This window comes from Vibrio neonatus, from assembly GCF_024346975.1.
GTDB lineage: Bacteria > Pseudomonadota > Gammaproteobacteria > Enterobacterales > Vibrionaceae > Vibrio > Vibrio neonatus.
Genome location: NZ_AP024886.1, coordinates 449,257 through 475,708, shown reverse-complemented (window position 1 = coordinate 475,708; position 26,452 = coordinate 449,257). Strand labels below are relative to the sequence as shown.

At 45.4% G+C, this 26,452-nt stretch carries 1 protein-coding gene; it reads right to left on the bottom strand.

All coding sequences use genetic code 11. The annotated features are described in order from the left end of the window. Positions 1-87: 87 nt before the first annotated feature. Positions 88-25,950 carry a VCBS domain-containing protein gene (locus OCU38_RS14480; protein ID WP_261824904.1) on the bottom strand — a complete coding sequence of 8,621 codons (25,863 nt, stop codon included), beginning with the start codon at positions 25,948-25,950 and terminating at the stop codon, positions 88-90. Positions 25,951-26,452: the final 502 nt, after the last annotated feature.

Genomic DNA, 26,452 nt, shown 5'->3' with positions numbered 1-26,452 from the left:
GTCAGCATGAAAAGCTAACAATATAAACATCGTAGATACTCCTACCTACGATGTTTATTCAAAGCCATTTCGCTCTATAGTGTGTGATCAACCATGATGATCATCCCATTGATAATTCGGGTCTTGATGATGCAATTCATCATGAAGTATATGCTCATCATCACTAAGACTATCCGCCGCGTCTGTACTCACCGGTTCAATGACATGTCCGTGCTCATCTAATACAGGAAGCGACGCTTCCGTTAACACTAGGTCTAAATCTGCTGCTGGTTGATGAGCCGCAACAGATTGCTCAGAGGCACTATCATCATTGACACCTAACTGATCTAAGTATGCTTGTGCTCCGCCAACATGACTACTTTCATCATTGGATGCCAGTGCCTCTAAAGATACGGTTTCAACCGGCGTATCCAACACAGGCTCATCAGATGCCCCGGTCAAAGATGCTGTGCTAGATGCAGCAATATGACTTGTCGAGTGAGGCGTCAATGACTGAGAAGTTGGCTGAGCAACAGATATTGTCATACTCACCTCAGCCGAATCGCTTCTACCATCATTAGCAGTAAAATCAAATGTGACAGGACCACTATCATGGCTATCGGCGGTAAAGGACAATTTGTCTATATCGTCTGCACTAATAGATTGATCGACCTGAACATGATGACCCTCTAAGGTCAGTTCTCCATGAGTCGGCAATTGAGTAATGGTAATATGATCCAGTGAATCACCATCTGTATCACTAAACAAAAAGTCTGCAGTAGAGAACTGATGATGCTCATTGGTTTGTAAAACAATTGGGGTATGTTGACTCACTGTAGGGGCGTGATTAGTGTGCCCTCCGATATGAATTTGCACATCATATGCTGTGCCATCAACAGAGTGTACAGTTACAGTATCTGTTTTAGTGTCCCCATCCATCATTTGTTGGATGACTGGCAAATGTGAATTCAGAACGTATTTGAACTGTCCATCTTCAGAGATTTCTAGCTCGCCAAACTGCCCTTGCAAGCCCGTTTCCGCAATGAATTTTTCTTCAGCGCGCCCATCCACATCAGAGATAGACAAGGTATCTATGATAAATGAATTGTGTCCATTATCCACATACATAACAGCTGGAGCATCAATATGCGCTGCGTCATTTTCAGGAGTGACTGTCATCAACGCCTGTTGCTGAACATGCCCACCGTGCCCATCGTTCACTTGATAATTAAGTATCACTTTTCCATTGTAGTTATGATCTGGCGTATAGCTCCAAGTGCCATTGTGATGATGAACTAACTTGCCATGATTCACTTTTAGGTCACTGATACTTAGTGAATCACCATCATCATCTTGAGCATGTGTAAGCAGTTGCGCCGAGGTGATGGTCACTGTGCTGTCTTCTGCATGATCAGGTAAAGACACCGGCGCTGTGACTGTTGGCGCGTCGTTCACACTAGCAACATCTATTGTTGCTGTTTGCACAACCTGCCCTCCGTGTCCATCTGACACTTTGTAATGCAGCGTATCTTGACCATTAAAATTATGATCTGGATAGTATAAGTACGTATGGCTATGCGAATCATAACGTATCTGTCCATGTTCAGCGGTGACCGAGTTAGCCAAGATCGAAAGGCGATCACGGTCAACATCACTTGCACCTGCCAATAACGCCGAAGCATCAATACTGCTATGAGTGTCTTCGTTAATGCCTGTCAAAGTCACGCTATGAGCCACAGTTGGCGCATCGTTTACCGAATTAACTTGCATGCTAGCTTGGGTATGCACTGTGGCACCTTGGCTATCTTGCACATCATAAGTAAAGGTCTCAGAGCCATGATAATTTGCGTTTGGCGTGTAAAGTATTTTCCCGTGCTGGTCTACTTTTATCGTGCCGTGCTGCGCCTGAACATTCACCACCGTTAAATGATCAGCATTATCAACATCGACAGCATGTGACAATAGTTGGCTTTGGTTTAAGGTAATGGTTCTATCTTCAGTGCCACGTTGCTGCATCGCCACAGCGCCTGAGACCGTTGGCGCATCATTGCTACCCATCAAAGTAATTACAATATTATGATGAGTGCCATCTTTGGCTGCTATGGCAAAGGTTTCGATCACCTTTTGGCCGTCAGCAATCGAATTGAACGCCGCAGTATCGTCAATGTGATACGCCCAATGCCCATGACTATCGACAGAAAGGTGCCCGTAAGCATCAGTTGAAAGCCCGGTATGGTGCTGAATATCAGTTTTCGATGGTGCCAAATGACTCTGCGCTTTGGTAAGCCCCGCTTGGCCGTAATCGACATCGGCTACCTGTACTGTACCTGTAACGGATGCACTTTGCCCGTCAGTGACTTCACCAGAGAAATCTCCTTTAAATGTTGCTGCTTCATTTCTACCGTCTAAGGTCACGGTCACCGTATGTGGCGTTCCATCAGTAGAATGGACCGTAAATGTTTCTGTCACATGTTGACCGTTTGGAATGGCTTTTACTCTATCCGCATGATCAACATGATATTGCCACTGCCCATTGTCGGTAATTGACAAATGACCGTAAGCACTTGTAGGTAAACCACTTTGTGAAGGATGGCTACGGTCTGGAAGTATGGAGTTCTCCGCGATGAAGTGACTCTCACCATGATCAACATCGGTGACATGCAATTGTCTATGCGCGGAAGCGGCATTATTGTGCAGACTTGGTGAATCTTGTACATGCACTGTACTTGAACCGCTGAATGTCGCGGCATCATTAGTACCTGTAATGACAAATTCAATATCTTTAGCTTCACTCACACCATTGTGTGAATCTGTTGCCACCACATGCGCAACGACCGTTGTTGTTTCTCCCGCTGATAACGCATTGTAAGCTTTATTTGTTGGGTCAAAGCTGTAGTGACCATTTGCCTGCAATACGAATCCATCTGGAGCACTTGTACCCTGCTGCAGACTGTAAGTCACCGTTGCATGATCATTATCGATATCACTACTGTGTAGCTGACCTGTGAGCTTAGCCCCTGCTTCTATGGCCGGTTTACTTGTCACGTGCGCAATGACAGGAGCATTATTTTTACCGACTAGAGTAACAGTAATATCCTGTGTCGCAGTGCCATCAATAGAGGTCGCAGTAAAGTGCTCTTGTATCTGCTCACCCTCATGAAGTGCTTGTACGTCTCGATTATTATTATCAACCACATAGGTCCATGCACCTGACTGTTGAATAGTTAAAGTGCCATAGTGGTGTCCCGTGTTTGTTGGATTTAGTGTTTCGGCTTTAAAGCCAGCCTCACCTTTATCAACATCCTGTACGGTCAATGTTCCTGTAGTCGTAATCTCATCTGGAGTCGCGGTGGCAGTAGCCGAACTGCCGAGTTGTTCGGTCACGCTTGGCGTAACTTCAGTATTCATTGTGCCAGTGTCAGTACCAGTGATGACAGCATCATCATTAGTACCCAAAATATTCACGCGCACCTCGTATGCAGTGCCATCTTGTGAGGTAACAGCGAAACGTTCGGTAAATTTATCACCATCGCCCAGTTGCTGCACACCCCTTCGGCTTCCGCGAGTTAAGACATATTTCCATTCGCCTTTGTCATCCAATTGTAGATAACCAAACCTACCGCCTATATGGCTATTCGCATGGAACACTTCTTCACTAGGACCATCAACATCACTAATCGTTAACTGACCCGTGACTTGCGCATTGTGCGCTTGATCTTCTACTGCATGACCTGGGTTCGGGTTTTTGATTTCAGCTGCATCGTTAGTTGGTGTTACAGTAATAGTGGCTGTAGCTGTGGCTTCTTCTCCGGCTAAATCCTTAACTGTGTAATGAACTGATACCGAACCATACCAGTTTGGATCCGATGGTTTAAACTCATATCCACCGTTCACTTTAATCAAACGACCATGAGCTTTACTTGCGCTATCCAATTCTGGCTCACCGACAAACTGCAGTGCATCATGGTTGGTTGTAATATCTACATCCGAAGCGTGAGCTAAGAAATCTTGTTTGGTAAAGACATGGGTTGGCGTCGGGTTGCTCGTTGTAGACTCTGCAACACTGGTTAACGCAAAACTACTCGCGACAGGTTTATCATTAACAGGCGTAATATCCATACTCGCAGTAATTTGCTGCGCCGCAGACATACCATCAGTCACTTCAAAACTTAAATGCACTTGGCCGTTTAAATCTTGCGCCGAAGTAAACACAAAATTACCGTGACCATCATCATGAATACTGACAGCTTTGCCTTGGTTATCCGTGACTTTAAAGTTAATGATGTGCAACGTATCACCATCAGGATCCGTTGCTCCTGCTTGTTTCAGTAATTGATCGGTGGTCAGCGTCAGAGTACCAAAATCTTCTTTAGCATTGGCTAAATGTAAGTCGGTGTGCGCAACCTCTGGCGGACGGTTATGACCTTGTACCGCCAGACTAATCACTTGATGGGCTGTAGCACCGTGCTCATCGGTAACTTCGACAGATACCTTAAATTTCTTAATGGTGCCAGGGGGAATATCACCAAAATGTGCACTATCAGGTTTAAACTCATAGCTACCATCAGGGTTAACATGCAAGCCAGCCAAATGACCATTTTCGAGATATCTGGCATCAATATTCTGTGCAGAGTCGCTTGGCAATGAATACGTTAGCTTGGCATTATGATCGACATCGGTTGCAGTAATTAAGCCATGAACCTCGGTCATATCAACTTCAGCTGCCGCTTTAGAACCTAGGTTTTCATGTCCGCTCTTACTATCAAAGATATGCTGAGTGGTGCCAGTAATCACCGGCTTATCATTACTGCCTTTAATAGTCACGCTGATCGTCGTCTTACCGTGCGGGCCATTCACCTCGATTGAATCAACCAATTGCTCATTTTCATTCAGTTGATTCACCACATCACTATCTGAGGTGTGTGGGTCTAATGTATAGGTCCATTTACCATCAGAAGTCATGGTTATATAACCGTATGAACCCGTAGCATGATTCAAACCATAAGCATGAGCATTATGATGTTGGCTGCCAGTATCAGAGTGAGTCTCATGCAACTGACCCGACACTGAAGTGCCACTTTCATCGATAGTAGCGTGTGTATCAGCAGGCGTAACTGTTATCGGTTGTGGATGAGAGTTATCTGGATTTTGATTCCCAGTATGTGTTGAGTGTTGATCGCCTCCTGTCGGCGTACTCGCAGGTGCTGGAGTTACATGGATTATCGTAGTAAGACCATCTACCACTGCAATGCCATCGGTAACACTATATTGAACTTCTACATCCCCAGAAATTCCTTTATTTGGAGTAAAGTCATACCCGCCTTTACCATCTTGAGTCAGATGTCCAAGGGTTTTATCAGTCAAATGTACTTCGGTCAGTGTATGCTGACCATGTGTGGCGCTGAGTTTTAATATATGTACATCATCACCTGAGTCGGGATCCATTACACCAGCAAGTAAACTCGCATCGGTAAAATGTAAAGTTTCGCCAGCTTGCACAGATGGCAAACTGGTTGCTACAGCATGAGGCTCATCATTGGTACCAGTAAGCTCAATTGCCACAGTGTCTTTGACCGTACCACCATGTCCATCACTAATAAGAACAACGGCTTGAAGGTTGACAACCTCACCTTCACTGAGGTGATTATATTCTTGGACAGATGAATCGAAGGTATATTTACCCGTTTTTTGATCCAAGTGGAATCCAGCTATTGGTTGCTCAAGTTGATAACTTAATGTATCTGTCGAATCGCTATCAGTTACGTGCACCTGCCCAGAAATAACACTGACGGTATGAGTCGCATCGGCATTAAATTCTTTGGCATGAATATCGCTGGTCTGTGTGACCACAGGAGCTTCATTTTTACCCGTAATAGATATTGTAATATCGTGCGCTGTACCATCTTGTGCATGCACAGTAATAGTGTCAGTTGTCGATTCTCCATCACCTAATGCCAACACTACAGGATCTTTAGTGTTCAATGTGTACTGCCAATGCCCATTAGCGTCAATGCTCAAGAAGCCATGCTGACCGCCAATGGAACTTGATACTTGGAATGAATCTTGCCCCAAATCCGGATCTTCAATGTGCAAATAACCTTGCGCATGAATATCAGCATGACTTCCCTCTCCATCATGTACCGCATGATCTTGTTGTTTGCTGCTATCTTCTGTTATTACAGCGGCATCAGGAGTTGGGTTCACAGGTAATGTGGATCCACCAGCACTTGATAAACCTTGCGGATCGGTGACCTTAAATACAACTTGAATGTCATGATTAAAGTCATTTTTATTCCAGTTGCTGTTCCAGTTTTGTGATGGCGTAAATGTCCAGCCATGCTGCTCATCACCGCTCAACGTACCCGCTTTGGCATCTGACAATACTACATCACTTAAAGCTAATTCCGCTTTGGTATTATCAATATCATTGGTATGAGCTAACAAATCAGCTCGAGTGAAATGAATAGAACCACTGTCCTCATCAATTCCAGCTAAAGTCACTACACCTGCAGTTGGCGCATCATTAACTGGGTTTACATGAATATAAGCCGTGCGAGTCGCCTTAGCATAATGGTTATCATCAACCTCAAAAGTGACAGGGACTAAACCATAAGTCTCCACGTTTTGATTGGCTACAGGAGTGAAGGTAAATCGTCCCATCCCGTGATCGACAATGGTTCCGTATTTAGGATCAACACTCGGATTAGAAATATCCAGTTTATCTGATTCAGGGTCAATAAGCGTCGTTAGACTCTCCCCCCAATTGGTATCGTCATGCCCTAACGTAAATTGCAGGGTATGGTCTTCATCAATATTGATTGGAGTCACACGGGTAGCCGTTGGCGCATCGTTTTCACCATGCACCACAAAATGAACTTCTTGTACGCCCTGTGCCTGATGATTATCCTCTACCGTGACTTGAATACGGACATCGGCATCTTGTCCAGCTTGTAGCATTTGATAAAGTTCAGAATGTGCATCAAAAACAAAGTGCCCATCGTTATCAATACTAAAGCCTGAGTCTTTAATCGACACCGCTTTCCCATCAACCGTTGCGGTGGCAGAGAAGGTATAGGTGTCACCATGTGAATGCGAAGCATCTTTATGATCGTCGATATCTTTGAATTTAATATCGCCTTCAACAATACGATCTTCTTGTACATTCAGCACATCTTGCAAGTTGGTATGTGTTTTAATCAGTGCCGAAGAGTGCTCAACTTGATCGGTTGACGTACCTGTAGATTTACCGGTATCAGCGGAAATATCATCCACTCTATGTTTTAAGGATGTGACATCTATTTCTGTAATCGTCGGCGCATCATTAGTACCCGCAATGGTAAGGTGTAGGGTTTGCTGGGTAGTACCGCCTTGAGCATCTTTTACTGTGACTACAACATCTTCAGTATGTGAGGCGCCCACCGACAAATGCTGTAAATCTTTTGCATCAGTGTGAACCGAAATTACCCCGGTATGGCTGTCTATCGTAATCCATTGGTGATTATGATTGCCATGATCAGGGTGTGAATCAATGCTATAAGTGAAAGCTGAATCATCCACATCAGTTACCTTAGGTAAGGCAACAGTCTGAATGTGGCTATGCCCATGAACGGGCGTTGAATCTTCAGCAAATGTTGTTGGTGTATATGCCGATAGCACTGGATTATCGTTACGACCATGCACGGTAATTTCTACGGATTGTTTAATTGCCTTGCCTGAGGAATCCGTCACTAGGAAAGTGAAGTGCTCTTTCGGGCTCTGTCTTCCGGTCAGTGCTTGAGTCGCATCTTTACTATCATCAATCGTATAAACCCAATGTCCATGCTGATCAATGCTAATGGAACCATAAGTGCCTTCTTTGACCGTCGTACCAGAGGTTGCACTCTGCACTGACCAAACTAATGTCGCATCATTATTGTCAGGATCAGTAGCAATTAATGTTCCGTCAATGCTTGCAACTCCAGCGCGGGCATTTGATGTACCTCCTGCCTCCGTTACCGCTCCAACATGACTTCCAGTGATCACAGGAACATCATTACTACCTGTGATAGTAATGACTATTTCCGTTGATACAGGGTTTTTTGAGGAATCTGTATCTGTATCTGTAATAGCAAAAGTCTCTGTTACCGTTTCTTTGGCATGTAAACTGTCTGCTTTGGCATTATCTAGCGTATAAACCCAGTGGCCTGTTTGGGCATTTAGGGATAAATGACCATAGGTACCATCAGGATGTGCTGCTTGCCAGTGAGCAGGATCACCTGCATCACGGTCGGTGGCTGAGAGAGTACCGCTAGTCGAACTATGACCGTGATCAACAACCTTATTATGGTAATTATTGGCATGAGAACCTGCCTCAGTGACAGCTCCTGTATCGCCCGTTCCTTTGGCTATCTCAGGTAAATCATTGGTACCATTAATCGTTACTGTGATGGTGTGTTCTGTGCCATCAGCACCTAAAACCGTAAACACATCATCGATATGATCCGACTCTTTTAACTGTTGAACTGCGTGTAACGAATTATCTACTACATAATCCCAGTGACCTGTTTCATCAATACTTAAGCTGCCAAGATGCCCATCCTGCCCTGCAACCATAGTACTGGCTTGGAAATGAGCCTCACCACTATCTACATCTGAGATGGTTAATTGACCATCGGTATGTAATTGATGTTTGCTACCGACTACATTGGTATCTTCTTTCACAGATCTTGCATCAGTGCCAGCTATTTGGGCTTGGTCATTACTACCAGTAACCTTGATCACCACTTTCTGATCAGCGGTTAAACCTGTGCTATCCGTGACTCTGACGGTAAAACTTTCCGTCACGTGTTGATCTTGCGTTAGGCCTTGAGTGGCGGCGCGAGCGTTATCTAGTGTATAAGTCCATTCGCCATTCGCATCCACACTAATATGTCCATAGCTACCATCGGACGAACCCACAATAGTCCACGCTTGAGTATCCGCAGTATCTACATCATGAGCCACTAAGTGACCTGTGGCCGTTTGTTGCCCTGCAATAGCGTGTCCACTGCTAGTGGAGCCTTGCTCTACCACAGCACCATGATCAGCGCCTGCTTTCACCTCTATGCTTGGGGCATCTTTAGTACCTGTAATAGTGACCGATATTGTATGAGCTGTACCATCAATAGAGTGCACGATAAACTGATCGACATGCGTGTCTTGCTCTTGTAGCGCTTGAACATGTTGATTGTCATTACGCACTTGATAATGCCAGTGACCGTCTTTATCAATGCTCAAGCTGCCTAAGTTATGCGCATTTGCAGCTGGCGTGACTTTGGATACAAACTGCTCTTCACCACCAGCGGTAAGAGTATTGGTATCAATATCATCAATGGTAAGTTGACCATCGGTTTTCAGAAGTGAATGTTCGGTTGCTGACACTTTGTCTTCAATCACATCACCACTATCCACACCCGCAATAATCGCCTGATCATTGGTACCAGTAATGGTCACAGTTAAGTGCGATTCTTTTTCATTTCCTGCAGGATCTGTGGTTTTGTAAGTAACAATATCTTGCAGTGTGGCACCCTCACCTAACGCTTGAACCTTAGGGTTTGCGTTGTGTAAATCATAGGTATAAGTACCGTCTCTATTGAGATGCAACGTGCCATAAGTACCGTCAATATCTCCCGACAATGAGCTACTACCAAAAGCGTAACTAGAACCACCATGCGCGTCTGGCTCCATGTTGACATGACCCGATACACTTGTTTTCGATTCTTCTTTAACTGACGCGGTAACATCTGTCGCTTCATTGAGCGTATCTTTGAAAATCGTCGAGCTTTGAGTATCAGTATTACCGGCCGTATCTTTCGAGGTTGCTGTAACCGTTAATGTGCCGTCATCAAGGCTGGATAAATCTGTGTGTGAAATATCAAAGCTGCTATAGGTACCATGGTTGTGCAGGTTAACCTTACTCAGATCCACAGTCACCTCATGATTGCCATCGGAAATGACCAGTTTGGTTAAATCCCCAGAAAGTTCGATTTTCCCTGTGATTTCATTTTCGTTATGTACAATTTCATAATCATTTAAGAAATGATTTCCATGCACAGCTCCTGTTGAAATATCGGCAATCGCCACATCCACATGGGTTTGAGTATCTAAGGTATAACTGATTGTTGCACTACCTGACACATTACCTGCCACATCGGTTTGACGTACTAATACTGTGTAATCACCATCAATTTGATGACCAACACTGTCTAGCCAATGCTGACCACCATCGACGGAATACTCAACATGAGCGCCAGACTCAACGTCTGTAACGTCTAATTCAGCGGTATTGGTGATGTGATCGATAGCACTTGAACCGCTATCTAGTTTCAATTTGACCTGAGGCGCCGCTACTTTGGTGTCCAAAGTAAAAGCTAAGCTCGATGTCGGCGATTCGTTTCCAGCTTGATCAACTTGTTTTACAGTAACCGTGTTATCGCCTTCGACAGGGGTAAAGCTGCTGCTCCAAGTAGTGCCGTGGTCTATTGAATACAAGATGTGAGAGCCCGCTTCTTGGTTCTCAATATGTAGCGTGCCTGTTTGCGTGATCAAATCTGAATCTGACTTCCCTGTATCTGTGGTCAAACTCACGTCTAACTGCGCTGGAGGCGTTGTATCTATTGTTGTGTGTACTGCCGCGCTTAATGTTGATGGATTACCTGCATGGTCTGTCGCTTTTGCGGTAAAGCTGTGCGGGCCAACTGGCAAAGCCGGCGGCGTATACGTAAACGAACCACTCGGATTTGCATTAACGGTACCAACTAAAGTGTTATCAATGAAGATATCAACCACAGCGCCTGGTTCGGTAATACCCGTAATTGGTGGCGTATTATCATTATTGTGATCGGCATTAGGGATCGGTGATAACACCGGCACTAATGGCGGTGCTAAATCAGCATCTGCTGCCGTATTGGAAATATCTTGGGAGGTATTGCCAGCTTGATCGGTGATTGATGCCGTCACTTTGGTATTTGGAGAAACCTCAGAGGTGACATAATTTTGTGCAATATCTTGATCGGTTAACGTATGAGCTGACCCATTAATGGTTAAGATATCACCGGCTTTCACATCATCAGGCAAGCCAATCGTCGCGGTCACCGTATGATCAGGGCCAAGTTCATCAATGTTGTAAAGATTATCTTGACCGGTGCTTTCAAATGTAATCGCCGTTGGCGCTTTAACCTTAGTATCAACTGACAGTTGATTTGACGTAATGTCGGTGCTGTTACCGGCTAAATCGTGTACGGTTGCCTGCATGATTACATCGCCATCAGGCAGTTTTGCCACGTCTGTTTGTGGCATGACCGCAGCCCAGTGACCTGATGCATCGACAGTGGCATGATAAGTCGTACCTGCAATCGTTACATCTACAATTTGCCCTGCTTCAATGTCAGTCGTCGTACCCGAAATCGTCAGTGGTGACTGGCTCTCTTTCGCATTGACGATATTGTCGCCCGACAATAGGTTATCAAAGAATAATTCTCCAGACTCAATATCTAAGGTTGCCGTGCCATGTCCGAGACTAATGTTGCCAGCGCTATCTTGAGCAGTGGCCTCTACGGTTAATTCCCCTGATACAAAATGATTTCCACTAAGATCAAGGCCTTTGATGCTGAACTTGCCAGTACTTGAATCGAAAGTAGCCAACTTAATATCAAGATTAACCTGAGTTCCAGCACTGTCTGTCACCGTCAATGTAGTCAGTTTTTCAGTGCCATCGGTGCGATCAATGCTGCCTGTAATAAGTACAGAGTGCAGTTCATCAGCGCTGATTTGATGATTAGGGTGCTGCGTGCTACCCACTGTGCCATCAGTAATATCGGCTGTAGTTGGCGCAATATGTGTATCGATATTGGTTTGAATCGTCGTTGACGTTGACGTATTACCATGAATATCGGTTAACGTGGCGCTTATCGTGCCGCCATCGGGTAAATCTGTGCTCGGCGTGTAAGTAAACGAGCCGGTCTTACCCACGACAATACTACCAATAGTATTGCCGTGACCATCAATGAAAGTGACGGTACTGCCCGGCTCACCCGTGCCTGAAAGAGGCGGCGTTTTATCATGACCGACAGGAATTGGGGTTAACTGCGGCGCGTTTGGCGGCGCAGTATCTAATAATGCACTGCCTGTATTTGACGACTCATTACCTGCTAGGTCGACTGCGGTTGCAGTAACCGTTAGCGTGCCATCAGACAGGGAAGAGACATCCACACCTGTCGCTGTAAAATGTCCATCTTGGCTGACTAATACCGAGGCCAGCGGTACTGGGATAGTATCTGTTCCGTCACTGATCGTTAGCAGTGTTAATTTCGCAGTTGGATCTATAGTGCCAGTAATAACCGCGTGAGTTTGCTCCGCAGCGTTAATAACACCGTCAAAGTTTGCACCTACTCCACCATCATTAAGTGCCACTGTGGTGGTATCAATATGCGTATCCACCTGCATATCATGTGTGGCAGGTGTTGCAACGTTGCCCGCTTTATCATCCACCGAAGCGGTAATTACAGGTGTCGTACCATTAGTTAGTTTAGCCAGATCCGATACAGGTATATCAGTGCTCCACGTGCCATCTTTACCGACAATAGCGCTATATGATTGACCATTAAACTTAATGGTTACCACTTGCCCTTCTTCGATTCCAGTTGTGGTACCCGACACGGTTAATGGTGACTGAGTTTCAACGGCATTGATGACATTGTCACCACCCAAAGTTCCGTCAATGGCAATAGTGCCCGGCTGTGTGTCTAAAGTGAAAGTTAGGCTAGTTGTCGGCGATTCGTTTCCTGCTTGATCAACTTGTTTTACAGTAACCGTATTATCGCCTTCTACAGGGGTAAAGCTGCTACTCCAAGTAGTGCCGTGATCTATTGAATACAAGATATGAGAGCCCGCTTCTTGGTTCTCAATATGTAGCGTGCCTGTTTGCGTGATCAAATCTGAATCTGACTTACCTGTATCTGTGGTCAAACTCACGTCTAACTGCGCTGGAGGCGTTGTATCTATTGTTGTGTGTACTGCCGCGCTTAATGTTGACGGATTACCTGCATGGTCTGTCGCTTTTGCGGTAAAGCTATGTGGGCCATCCGGAAGAGCCGGCGGCGTATACGTAAACGAACCACTCGGATTTGCATTAACGGTACCAACTGATGTGCCATCAATAAAGATTTCAACCACAGCGCCTGGTTCGGTGATCCCCGTAATTGGTGGCGTATTATCATTGTTGTGATCGGCATTAGGGATCGGTGATAGCACCGGCACTAATGGCGGTGTTAAATCAGCATCTGCTGCCGTATTGGAAATATCTTGAGAGGTATTGCCAGCTTGATCGGTGATTGATGCCGTCACCTTGGTATTTGGATAAACCTCAGAGGTGACATAGTTATGTGCAATATCTTGATCGGTTAGCGTATGAGCTGTCCCATTAATGGTTAAGATATCACCGGCTTTCACATCGTCTGGCAAGCCAATCGTTGCGGTCACCGTATGATCAGGGCCAAGTTCATCAATATTGTAAAGATTATCTTGACCGGTGCTTTCAAATGTAATCGCTGTTGGCGCTTTAACCTTAGTATCAACTGACAGTTGATTTGACGTAATGTCGGTGCTGTTACCGGCTAAATCGTGTACGGTTGCCTGCATGATTACATCGCCATCAGGCAGTTTTGCCACGTCAGTTTGTGGCATGATCGCAGCCCAGTGACCTGATGCATCGACAGTGGCATGATAAGTCGTACCTGCAATCGTTACATCTACAATTTGCCCTGCTTCAATGTCAGTAGTCGTACCTGAAATCGTCAGTGGTGACTGGCTCTCTTTCGCATTAACGATATTGTCACCCGACAATACGTTGTCAAAGAATAACTCCCCAGACTCAATATCTAAAGTTGCCGTGCCATGTCCGAGACTAATGTTGCCAGCGCTATCTTGAGCAGTGGCCTCTACGGTTAATGCCCCTGATACAAAATGATTTCCACTCAGATCAAGGCCTTTGATGCTGAACTTGCCGGTACTTGAATCGAAAGTAGCCAACTTAATATCAAGATTAACCTGAGTTCCAGCACTGTCTGTTACCGTCAATGAGGTCAGTTTTTCAGTGCCATCGGTGCGATCAATGCTGCCTGTAATAAGTACAGAGTGCAGTTCATCAGCGCTGATTTGATGGTTCGGGTGCTGCGTACTACCCACTGTGCCATCAGTAATATCGGCTGTGGTTGGCGCAATATGTGTATCGATATTGGTTTGAATCGTCGTTGACGCTGACGTATTACCATGAATATCGGTTAACGTGGCGCTTATCGTGCCGCCATCGGGTAAATCTGTGCTCGGCGTGTAAGTAAACGAACCGGTTGAACCCACAACAGTACTACCAATAATATTGCCGTGACCATCAATGAAAGTGACGGTACTGCCCGGCTCACCAGTGCCTGAAAGAGGCGGCGTTTTATCATGACCCACTGGAATTGGCGTCAACTGCGGCGCATTTGGCGGCGCAGTATCCAATAATGCACTACCTGTATTTGACGACTCATTTCCTGCTGGGTCGACCGCGGTTGCAGTAACCGTTAGTTGGCCATCAGAGAGTGAAGATACATCCACACCTGTCGCTGTAAAATGTCCATCTTGGCTGACTAATACCGAAGCCAGCGGTACTGGGATCGTGTCTGTTCCGTCACTGATCGTTAGCAGTGTTAACGTCGCAGTTGGATCTATGGTGCCAGTAATGACCGCATGAGTTTGCTCCGCAGCGTTAATAACACCGTCAAAGTTTGCACCTACTCCACCGTCATTGAGCGCCACCGTAGTGGTATCGATATGCGTATCCACCTGCATGTCATGTGTGGTAGGTGTCGCAACGTTACCCGCTTTATCATCCACCGAAGCGGTAATTACAGGTGTCGTACCATCGGTTAATTTACCCAGATCCGATACAGGTATATCAGTGCTCCACGTGCCATCCTTACCGACAACAGCGCTATATGATTGACCATTAAACTTAATGGCCACCACTTGTCCTTCTTCGATACCAGTTGTGGTACCCGACACGGTTAATGGTGACTGAGTTTCAACGGCATTAATGACATTGTCACCACCCAAAGTTCCATCAATGGCAATAGTGCCCGGCTGTGTGTCTAAAGTTGCAGTGAATGTCCCTTCTTTAGTATTTCCTGCGAGATCGGTGGCGATGGCATGAACTGTAAGAGTGCCGTCAACAAGTCCAAATTTAGATAGATCGACATTGTTAAGTGTAAACACACCCGTTGCAGGATCGACTGTCGCTTGACTTGGATCTAAAGGAGCCACATTTCCTTGGGTATCCGTCACCGTCAACCCAGTTAAATCAGTTTCAACCCCTTGGTGATCAATGACCCCAGAGATATCTACATGGCTTAGTTCTGTACCTGAGATAATATGATTTGGATGTAATGCTGTCTGAGTCTTTCCATCCGTAATATCGACTGTTGGTTGATTAATGTCGGTATCAATCGTCAATTGTAATGGCGTTGGCGTCGATACAGAGACTGTGGCTGATGGCGCAACCGCTGTGCCAGAAATCTGATGTACATCACCACTAACACTACCGGACAGTTGAGCTAATGCGACAGTAAAATCACCATGTTCATTTGAAGTAGTAAGTGCTACCACATTGCCATTTTCATCAGTCAAAGTGACCACTGAGAATGGGATATCGGTATGACCTGTCACACTAGGAGTTACGACGCTTGTAATACCATCCGTTTGACTAGCACCAGTGTCACTTGACGGATCTATAGTAAGCGGATTCAATTGATTAGTCGGTGGAACGATTGGCGCAATCACAGGTTGCTGATCTAGCAACTCAGGGGATTGAGTAAGCTCTGGAGTCAATATAGGCGGTTGACCGTCTGTGCTTGGCGCATTAACAGCAACACTTGGTTCAAATGTGAGGTATTTTGTTGACGTACCACCATGGTTATCAGAGGTACTAACCTCAAAGAATTCTTTACCATGATAAACACCGTTTGCATCGATGCTCATTCCAGCAACAGATTGGTGTTGGGTATAAGTGTACTCTCCTGTTTTCGTATCTAAAACAAGATCACCAAACTGACCGACAATCGTTTGCGTATCACCAGAGTCAGTACCTCCGCTAACCGCATAACTGTGCGTATCTAATGTATCTACGTCGGTGAATGAAAGCGTACCTTGAGTGTGATCACTAGCTTGGTCTGTAAAAGTAAGTACTGGCAGATCATTGGTACCCGTTACTACAACTTCAACTGTTTCAACAACCTTAGCACCTTTGTCGTCTGTCACGGTTACCGACATCAACTCTTTATGTGTTTCACCTTCGGAGAGGTCTTGATGTTGGTCATTGGCTAACTTATACGTCCATTCGCCTGAATCTGCATCAAGAGTAAACTCACCATAGGTACCATGCAGCTCATTTGCGCTAAAGGTTAATTTCGCATGATTGTCTACATCTGTCGCAATTACTTGTCCATTTGTAGATAACGTGCCGTCTTCTTCCACACTACCTGTGTGAGTATCAGCATGAAGAACAGGCACATCATTGGTACCTTCAACTGTCACGCGCACTTGTTGAGTAGTGGTAGCACCGTGATCATCAGTCACCGTGACCAACATGGTTTCAACGTGAGATTCACCTTCCGCAAGCGCTTGATGAGCTTTGTTATCTAGTTGGTAATTCCATTCGCCTGAGCTTGGATTTAAAACAAATGTGCCATATGTACCTTGCAAGTTATCTGGCGAATAAGTTAATAGTGCATTGTGATCGACATCGGTTGTGGTTACTTGGCCTTCAACAAACGTTACACCATCTTCCTTCACGGCTTCAGCTTGAGCTTGACTGGTAATGACCGGCTTATCGTTGGTGCCCGTAATGGTAATTTCTACGGTTTCTGTGACTTTTGCGCCTTTATCATCGGTAACCGTCACTAGCATAGATTCAGTTTGGGTTTCACCTGCCGCTAAATCCTGATGATGCTTATTATCTAGTTTATAAGTCCAAGTTCCTGAGTCAGCATTTAGTGTAAAATCACCATAAATGCCATGTTGACTACCTGCGGTGTAAGTCAGTTTCGAGTTGTGGTCGACATCACTGGCAAGCACTTGTCCTCGCACTAATAATGTACCGTCTTCATTCACACTACCTGTGTGCGTATCAGCCTGCAGTTCTGGTACATCATTAGTACCTTCAACAGTTACCCTCACTTGTTGAGTAGTGGTGGCACCTTGATCGTCAGTCACTGTCACCAACATGGTTTCAACGTGAGATTCGCCTTCCGCAAGCGCTTGATGAGCGTCGTTATCTAGGGTGTAGTTCCATTTACCTGAGCTTGGATTTAAAACAAATGTGCCATATGTACCTTGCAAGTTATCTGGCGTATAAGTTAATACTGCATTGTGATCTACATCGGTTGCGGTCACTTGGCCTTCAACAAACGCTACACCATCTTCCTTCACGGCTTCAGCTTGAGCTTGACTGGTAATAACCGGCCTATCGTTGGTGCCGGTGATGGTGATTTCTACCGTTTCTGTGACTTTTGCGCCTTTATCATCGGTAACCGTCACTAGCATAGATTCAGTTTGGGTTTCACCTGCCGCTAAATCTTGATGGCCTTGATTATCAAGTTGATAAGTCCAAGTACCGGAATCAGCATTTAAGGTGAAATCACCATAAGCACCGTGCTCACTGTCTGCGGTATAAGTCAGTTTAGAATTATGATCCACATCGGTTGCCAACACCTGACCACGAACGAATAATGTTCCGTCCTCATTCACGCTACCTATGTGTGTATCTGCATGTAAAACAGGCTTATCATTGGTGCCCGTAATAGTAATTTCTACGGTCTCGGTAACTTTAGCGCCTTTGTCATCAGTGACGGTCACTAACATAGATTCAGTGTGGGTTTCGCCCGCGGCTAAATCTTGGTGGCCTTGATTATCAAGTTTATAAGTCCAAGTACCAGAGTCAGCATTTAAGGTGAAATCACCATAAGTACCGTGCTCACTGTCTGCTGTGTAGGTCAGTTTGGCGTTGTTGTCGACGTCAGTGGCAAGCACTTGCCCGCGTACCAATAATGTACCATCTTCATTGACACTGCCTATGTGTGTATCGGCGCTCAATACTGGCTTATCGTTAGTACCTTCAACAGTCACCCTCACTTGTTGAGTAGTGGTGGCACCTTGATCGTCTGTCACTGTGACCAACATAGTTTCAACGTGAGACTCACCTTCAGCAAGCGCTTGGTGGGCGTCATTATCTAAGGTGTAATGCCATTTCCCTGAGCTTGGGTTTAAAACAAAACTGCCGTACGTACCTTGCAAACTATCTGGCGTGTACGTCAGTACTGCGTTGTGGTCTGCGTCCGTTGCCGTCACTTGACCGTCAACAAACAACACACCGTCTTCATTCACAGTTTCGGCTTGAACCTGACTGGTGATAACGGGTTTATCGTTAGTACCGGTGATGGTGACTTGTACCGTTTCAGTGACTTTCGCACCTTTGTCATCAGTGACAGTCACTAACATAGATTCAGTATGGGTTTCACCTGCGGCTAAATCTTGATGGTGCTCATTATCTAGTTTATAAGTCCAAGTACCTGAGTCGGCATTTAAGGTGAAATCACCATAAGTGCCCTGCTCACTGTCTGCGGTGTAGATCAGTTTGGAGTTATTATCGACATCACTGGCAAGCACTTGCCCACGTACGAATAATGTACCGTCTTCATTCACGCTACCCGTGTGTGTATCGTCATGCAGAACAGGTTTATCATTCGTACCTTCAACCGTTACGCTCACTTGCTGAGTAGTGGTCGCACCTTTATCGTCAGTTACCGTGACCAACATGGTTTCAGTGTGCGACTCACCTTCTGCAAGTGCTTGATGTGCATCGTTATCTAGAGTGTAGTGCCATTTGCCTGAACTTGGATTTAAGACAAAACTACCGTATGTACCTTGCAAACTATCTGGCGTGTAAGCCAGCACGGCGTTGTGGTCAACATCCGTTGCGGTCACTTGACCGTCCACAAACAATATGCCGTCTTCATTCACGGTTTCTATTTGTGCATGACTGGTAATGACTGGCTTATCATTGGTACCTTCAACTGTCACGCTAACTTGCTGGGTGGTGGTGGCACCTTGATCGTCTGTCACCGTGACCAACATGGTTTCAGTATGCGACTCACCTTCAGCAAGCGCTTGGTGTGCATCGTTATCTAGGGTGTAGTGCCATTTGCCTGAACTTGAGTTTAAGACAAAGGTGCCGTATGTCCCCTGTAAGTTATCTGGCGTGTACGTCAGCACGGCATTGTGGTCTGCATCTGTTGCCGTCACTTGACCATTCACAAACAGTACACCATCTTCATTTACGGTTTCCGCTTGAGCATGACTGGTGATAACGGGTTTATCGTTAGTACCGGTGATGGTGATTTGTACCGTTTCAGTAACTTTCGCACCTTTGTCATCGGTGACAGTCACTAACATAGATTCAGTATGGGTTTCACCTGCGGCTAAATCTTGATGGTGCTCATTATCTAATGTGTAAGTCCACGTGCCCGCATCGGCATTTAAGGTGAACTCACCGTACGTACCATGCTCGCTGTCTGCGGTATAAGTCAGTTTAGAGTTGTGATCTACATCGGTAGCTAATACCTGACCACGAGCAAACAACGTGCCGTCTTCATTGATGCTCCCCATGTGCGTATCGGCGCTCAAGACTGGCTTATCGTTTGTACCTTCAACCGTCACACTTACTTGCTGAGTGGTGGTGGCACCTTGATCGTCTGTCACCGTAACCAACATAGTTTCAGTATGGGACTCGCCTTCGGCAAGTGCTTGGTGTGCATCGTTATCTAGGGTGTAGTGCCATTTGCCTGAGCTTGGGTTTAAGACAAAAGTGCCGTAAGTACCTTGTAAGTTATCTGGCGTGTAAGTCAGTACGGCATTGTGGTCTGCATCAGTAGCAGTCACTTGACCGTCCACAAACAATATGCCGTCTTCATTCACGGTTTCAGCTTGAGCATGACTGGTAATGACCGGCTTATCGTTAGTACCGGTAATAGTGATTTGTACGGTTTCTGTGACTTTTGCGCCTTTATCATCGGTGACGGTTACTAGCATAGATTCGGTATGCGTTTCACCTGCCGCTAAATCCTGATGATGCTCATTATCTAATGCATAGGTCCACGTGCCCGCATCGGCATTTAAGGTAAACTCGCCATAAGTACCGTGCTCGCTGTCTGCGGTATAGGTCAGTTTAGAATTATGATCGACGTCAGTTGCTAAGATCTGTCCACGAGCAAACATTGTACCGTCTTCATTGACACTACCCGTGTGTGTATCGTCATGCAGAACAGGTTTATCATTCGTACCTTCAACGGTCACGCTCACTTGTTGAGTCGTTGTCGCACCTTGGTCATCCGTCACTGTGACCAACATAGTTTCAGTATGCGACTCACCTTCTGCAAGCGCTTGGTGCGCATCGTTATCTAGGGTGTAATGCCATTTCCCCGAACTTGGGTTTAAAACGAAGGTGCCGTACGTCCCTTGCAAGTTATCCGGTGTGTAGGTCAGTACTGCGTTGTGGTCTGCATCCGTTGCCGTTACTTGACCGTCCACAAACAACACACCGTCTTCATTCACCGTTTCCGCTTGAACTTGACTGGTAATGACTGGCTTATCGTTAGTACCTGTAATAGTGATTTGTACTGTTTCTGTGACTTTAGCGCCTTTATCATCAGTCACTGTCACTAACATAGATTCGGTGTGCGTTTCACCTGCGGCTAAATCTTGATGGCCTTGATTATCTAGGGTATAGGTCCACGTGCCCGCATCGGCATTTAAAGTGAACTCACCGTAAGTACCGTGCTCGCTGTCTGCGGTATAAGTCAGTTTAGAGTTATGATCCACATCCGTCGCCAATACCTGACCACGAACGAATAGTGTGCCGTCCTCATTCACACTACCTGCGTGCGTATCTGCATGTAAAACAGGCTTATCGTTAGTGCCCTCAACCGTCACACTCACTTGTTGAGTGGTAGTCGCACCTTGAGCGTCTGTCACCGTGACCAACATGGTTTCAGTATGCGACTCGCCTTCAGCAAGCGCTTGGTGCGCATCGTTATCTAGCGTGTAGTGCCATTTTCCTGAGCTTGGGTTTAGGACAAAACTGCCGTACGTCCCTTGTAAATTATCCGGCGTGTACGTCAATACAGCATTGTGGTCAACATCCGTTGCCGTCACTTGACCGTCAACAAACAGCACACCGTCTTCATTCACGGTTTCAGTTTGAGCATGGCTGGTAATGACCGGCTTATCGTTAGTACCAGTAAGAGTGATTTGTACCGTCTCAGTGACTTTTGCGCCTTTATCATCGGTCACCGTCACTAGCATAGATTCGGTGTGCGTTTCACCTGCGGCTAAATCTTGATGGTGCTCATTATCTAATGTGTAAGTCCACGTGCCCGCATCGGCATTTAAAGTGAACTCACCGTACGTACCGTGCTCGCTGTCTGCGGTATAGGTCAGTTTAGAATTATGATCGACGTCAGTTGCTAAGATCTGTCCACGAGCAAACAATGTACCGTCTTCATTGACACTACCCGTGTGTGTATCGTCATGCAGAACAGGTTTATCATTCGTACCTTCAACCGTTACGCTAACTTGTTGAGTGGTGGTCGCACCTTTATCGTCAGTTACCGTGACCAACATGGTTTCAGTGTGCGATTCACCTTCGGCAAGTGATTGATGTGCATCGTTATCTAGAGTGTAATACCATTTCCCCGAACTTGGATTTAGGACAAAACTACCGTATGTACCTTGCAAACTATCTGGCGTGTACGTCAGCACAGCATTGTGGTCGACATCCGTTGCCGTCACTTGCCCGTCAACAAATAATACGCCGTCTTCATTCACGGTTTCGGCTTGAACCTGACTAGTGATAACGGGTTTATCGTTAGTACCGGTGATGGTGATTTGTACCGTTTCAGTGACTTTCGCACCTTTATCATCGGTCACCGTGACTAGCATAGATTCTGTGTGTATCTCACCTGCCGCTAAATCTTGGTGGTGCTCATTATCGAATGTATACGTCCAAGTACCAGAGTCGGCATTTAAGGTGAAATCACCATAAGTACCGTGCTCGCTGTCTGCGGTATAGGTCAGTTTAGAGTTATGATCGACGTCAGTTGCTAAGATCTGTCCACGAGTAAACAACGTGCCGTCTTCATTGACGCTCCCCATGTGCGTATCGGCGCTCAATACTGGCTTATCGTTTGTACCTTCAACCGTCACACTCACTTGTTGAGTCGTGGTGGCACCTTGATCGTCTGTCACTGTGATCAACATGGTTTCAGTATGCGACTCGCCTTCAGCAAGTGCTTGGTGTGCATCGTTATCTAGGGTGTAGTGCCATTTGCCTGAGCTTGGGTTTAAGACAAAAGTGCCGTAAGTACCTTGTAAGTTATCTGGCGTGTAAGTCAGTACGGCATTGTGGTCTGCATCAGTAGCAGTCACTTGACCGTCCACAAACAATATGCCGTCTTCATTCACGGTTTCAGCTTGAGCATGACTGGTAATGACCGGCTTATCGTTAGTACCGGTAATAGTGATTTGTACGGTTTCTGTGACTTTTGCGCCTTTATCATCGGTGACGGTTACTAGCATAGATTCGGTATGCGTTTCACCTGCCGCTAAATCCTGATGATGCTCATTATCTAATGCATAGGTCCACGTGCCCGCATCTGCATTTAAAGTGAACTCACCGTAAGTACCGTGCTCGCTGTCTGCGGTATAAGTCAGTTTAGAGTTATGATCCACATCCGTCGCCAATACCTGACCACGAACGAATTGTGTGCCGTCCTCATTCACACTACCTGCGTGCGTATCTGCATGTAAAACAGGCTTATCGTTAGTGCCCTCAACCGTCACGCTCACTTGTTGAGTCGTCGTCGCACCTTGATCGTCTGTCACCGTCACCAACATGGTTTCAGTATGCGACTCGCCTTCGGCAAGCGCTTGGTGCGCATCGTTATCTAGGGTGTAATGCCATTTCCCCGAACTTGGGTTTAAAACGAAGGTGCCGTACGTCCCTTGCAAGTTATCCGGTGTGTAGGTCAGTACTGCGTTGTGGTCTGCATCCGTTGCCGTTACTTGACCATCAACAAACAACACACCATCTTCATTTACGGTTTCCGCTTGAGCATGACTGGTGATAACGGGTTTATCGTTAGTACCGGTGATAGTGATTTGTACTGTTTCTGTGACTTTAGCGCCTTTATCATCAGTCACTGTCACTAACATAGATTCAGTGTGAGTTTCACCTGCCGCTAAATCTTGATGGTACTCATTATCTAATGTATACGTCCAAGTACCAGAGTCAGCATTTAAGGTGAAATCACCATATGTGCCATGCTCGCTGTCGGCGGTATAAATTAGTTTAGAGTTGTGATCTACATCGGTAGCTAATACCTGACCACGAGCAAACAACGTGCCGTCTTCATTGACGCTCCCCATGTGCGTATCGGCGCTCAAGACTGGCTTATCGTTTGTACCTTCAACCGTCACACTCACTTGCTGAGTGGTGGTGGCACCTTGATCGTCTGTCACTGTAACCAACATAGTTTCAGTATGGGACTCGCCTTCGGCAAGTGCTTGGTGTGCATCGTTATCTAGGGTGTAGTGCCATTTGCCTGAGCTTGGGTTTAAGACAAAAGTGCCGTAAGTACCTTGTAAGTTATATGGCGTGTAGGTCAGCACGGCGTTGTGGTCAACATCCGTTGCGGTCACTTGACTGTCAACAAACAGTACATCATCTTCCGTCACCGTTTCAGCTTGAGCATGACTGGTAATGACCGGCTTATCGTTAGTACCGGTAATAGTGATTTGTATGGTTTCTGTGACTTTTGCACCTTTATCATCGGTCACCGTCACTAGCATAGATTCGGTATGTGTTTCACCTGCCGCTAAATCTTGATGGTGCTTATTATCTAATGTGTAAGTCCACGTGCCCGCGTCAGCATTTAAGGTGAAATCACCATAGATACCGTGCTCGCTGTCTGCGGTGTAAGTCAGTTTGGCGTTGTGGTCAACATCAGTGGCAAGCACTTGCCCACGTACGAATAACGTACCGTCTTCATTCACACTACCTACGTGTGTATCAGCATGTAAAACAGGCTTATCATTGGTGCCCGTAATCGTGATTTGTACCGTTTCAGTGACTTTTGCACCTTTATCATCAGTAACCGTTACTAGCATAGATTCAGTGTGAGTTTCGCCAGCGGCTAAATCTTGATGATGCTCATTATCTAATGTGTAAGTCCACGTGCCCGCATCGGCATTTAAAGTGAAATCACCATAGATACCGTGCTCGCTGTCTGCGGTGTAAGTCAGTTTGGCGTTGTGGTCGACATCAGTGGCAAGCACTTGCCCACGTACAAACAAAGTACCGTCTTCATTGACACTTCCTATATGAGTGTCCGGATGCAAAACAGGCTTATCATTAGTACCTTCAACGGTCACATTCACTTGCTGAGTGGTGGTGGCTCCTTGATCATCCGTTACCGTGACTAACATAGTTTCAGTATGTGATTCGCCTTCGGCAAGAACTTGATGCGCGTCATTATCTAGGGTGTAGTGCCACTTCCCTGAACTTGAGTTCAAAGTAAAGGTGCCATAAGTACCTTTCAAATTATCAGGTGTATAAGTCAATACAGCATTATGGTCGACATCTGTTGCGGTCACTTGTCCATCAGCTACCAGTACATCATCTTCTTTAACAGCTTCTAATTGTGCATGACTGGTAATAACAGGCTTATCATTGGTACCTTCAACGGTAACCGTAATTTGTTGTGTGTTTGTACCACCAACATCATCTGTGACTGTGATGAGTAATGTTTCAGTATGTAACTCACCTTCAGCAAGATCTTGATGAGCATCATCATCTAAGGTGTAATGCCAGTTTCCTGAATTTTTATTTACACTAAATACACCATAATCACCTTCTAGATTATCTGGCGTATAAGTTAGTACAGCACCACTATCTACATCTGACGCTGTTACTTGTCCCTGAACAAATAACGTTCCACCTTCTTTAGTCGCGTCGTGTTGCGCCTGACTAGTAATTACCGGAATATCATTGGTACCCTGCACAGTAACTGTAATATTTTGATGTACAGAAACACCCGAATTGCTGGTAATCGTAACGTGCAGAATTTCGGTATGTGTCTCACCTAAAGTGAGATTTTGATGATGCTTATTATCTAAGGTATAGCTCCATTCACCACTATTTTTATCTAAAGAAAAATCGCCATATTGTCCATGCACATTGTCAGGCGCAAAAGTAAGTCCTGTACCTTTCTGCGCACTATGAGCATCAATTTGTCCACTAGTGACCAATGTGGTGTCTTCTTTAACAATACCCGATTCTGGAACGCCAATGACAGGAGGCGTCAAGTAAGAAGTGTTGGGTATGAGCTCAGAATTATCCGTTACTGTATGAGAACCAGTAGTGGTAACAGTGGCAGCGGTGAAATGTCCAGCAGTTAACGCCGCCGTTAATGGGGTAATTTGGTTTCCGTAATGGCTAGTATGCTGGTAATGATGGCTTCCGGTATTTTCAGTATGTTGCTGAGGTTGGAATTCATCCGTTACCGTTTCCGGTTGAGCTGTTGGTTGAGGGTTGACTGACTGCTTACCCTTCGTTTCTGTTTGTGCATAATCTTGCTGTTGAATGGGTTCTGCATACTCAGCATGATGGATGCTGTCTGCCACGCCCTCTGCACCAGTATTCCCTGCATCAACCACATGATATGACGGCAAAATAAGAGCCATAGTATTACTACGTGAGACGTAGGTTTGTGGAATGACAAGACGACGTGTTTTCCTTACACGCTTAATCTTGCTCTCACTCTTTGATACTTCTGTCGCTTTCTTGTTCTTACCTGAATCTGTCATTAATTTTACCGTCACTTTTTGCACATAGTTAAAGTATGGTTCATTACTACTAATTTGAGGAATATTCGCTCAAAAATCATAAGACTATGATTGCTGCTAGTAATAAACCCTGCCCTATCTTGTTAAAAATGCCTGATGAAGTTCATCAGGCATTTTGAGAGTTCAATGATGTTAAGTGTTGTCCACTATCTGTTATCGATATTCACACTTTGTAACAGATCATTTTAATTGCCTATGGCACTAGTTTCAGTTTTACAAAATTAGATTTACCTATAGATATGCAACAAAAATAATGTTCGCTGTTTGTTATATGAGTAACAGCCCCACGTCTTACATCATTCTGGTGTCTCTACTAAATTTAAATAAATCGCAGTAAATAATTCACACACCATTTTCTTCCGTTCATTTGATGACGGCATCTGGTATTAGATATAAAAAATGCCAGTTACCTATGTAAAACCTAATGTAAAATAAGGAGTTACATAAATAACTGGCATTTCAG

Coding starts and splice junctions, on each gene's coding strand:
- OCU38_RS14480 (WP_261824904.1), bottom strand. CDS start 25,950: ATGACAGATTCAGGTAAGAACAAGAAAGCGACAGAAGTATCAAAGAGT.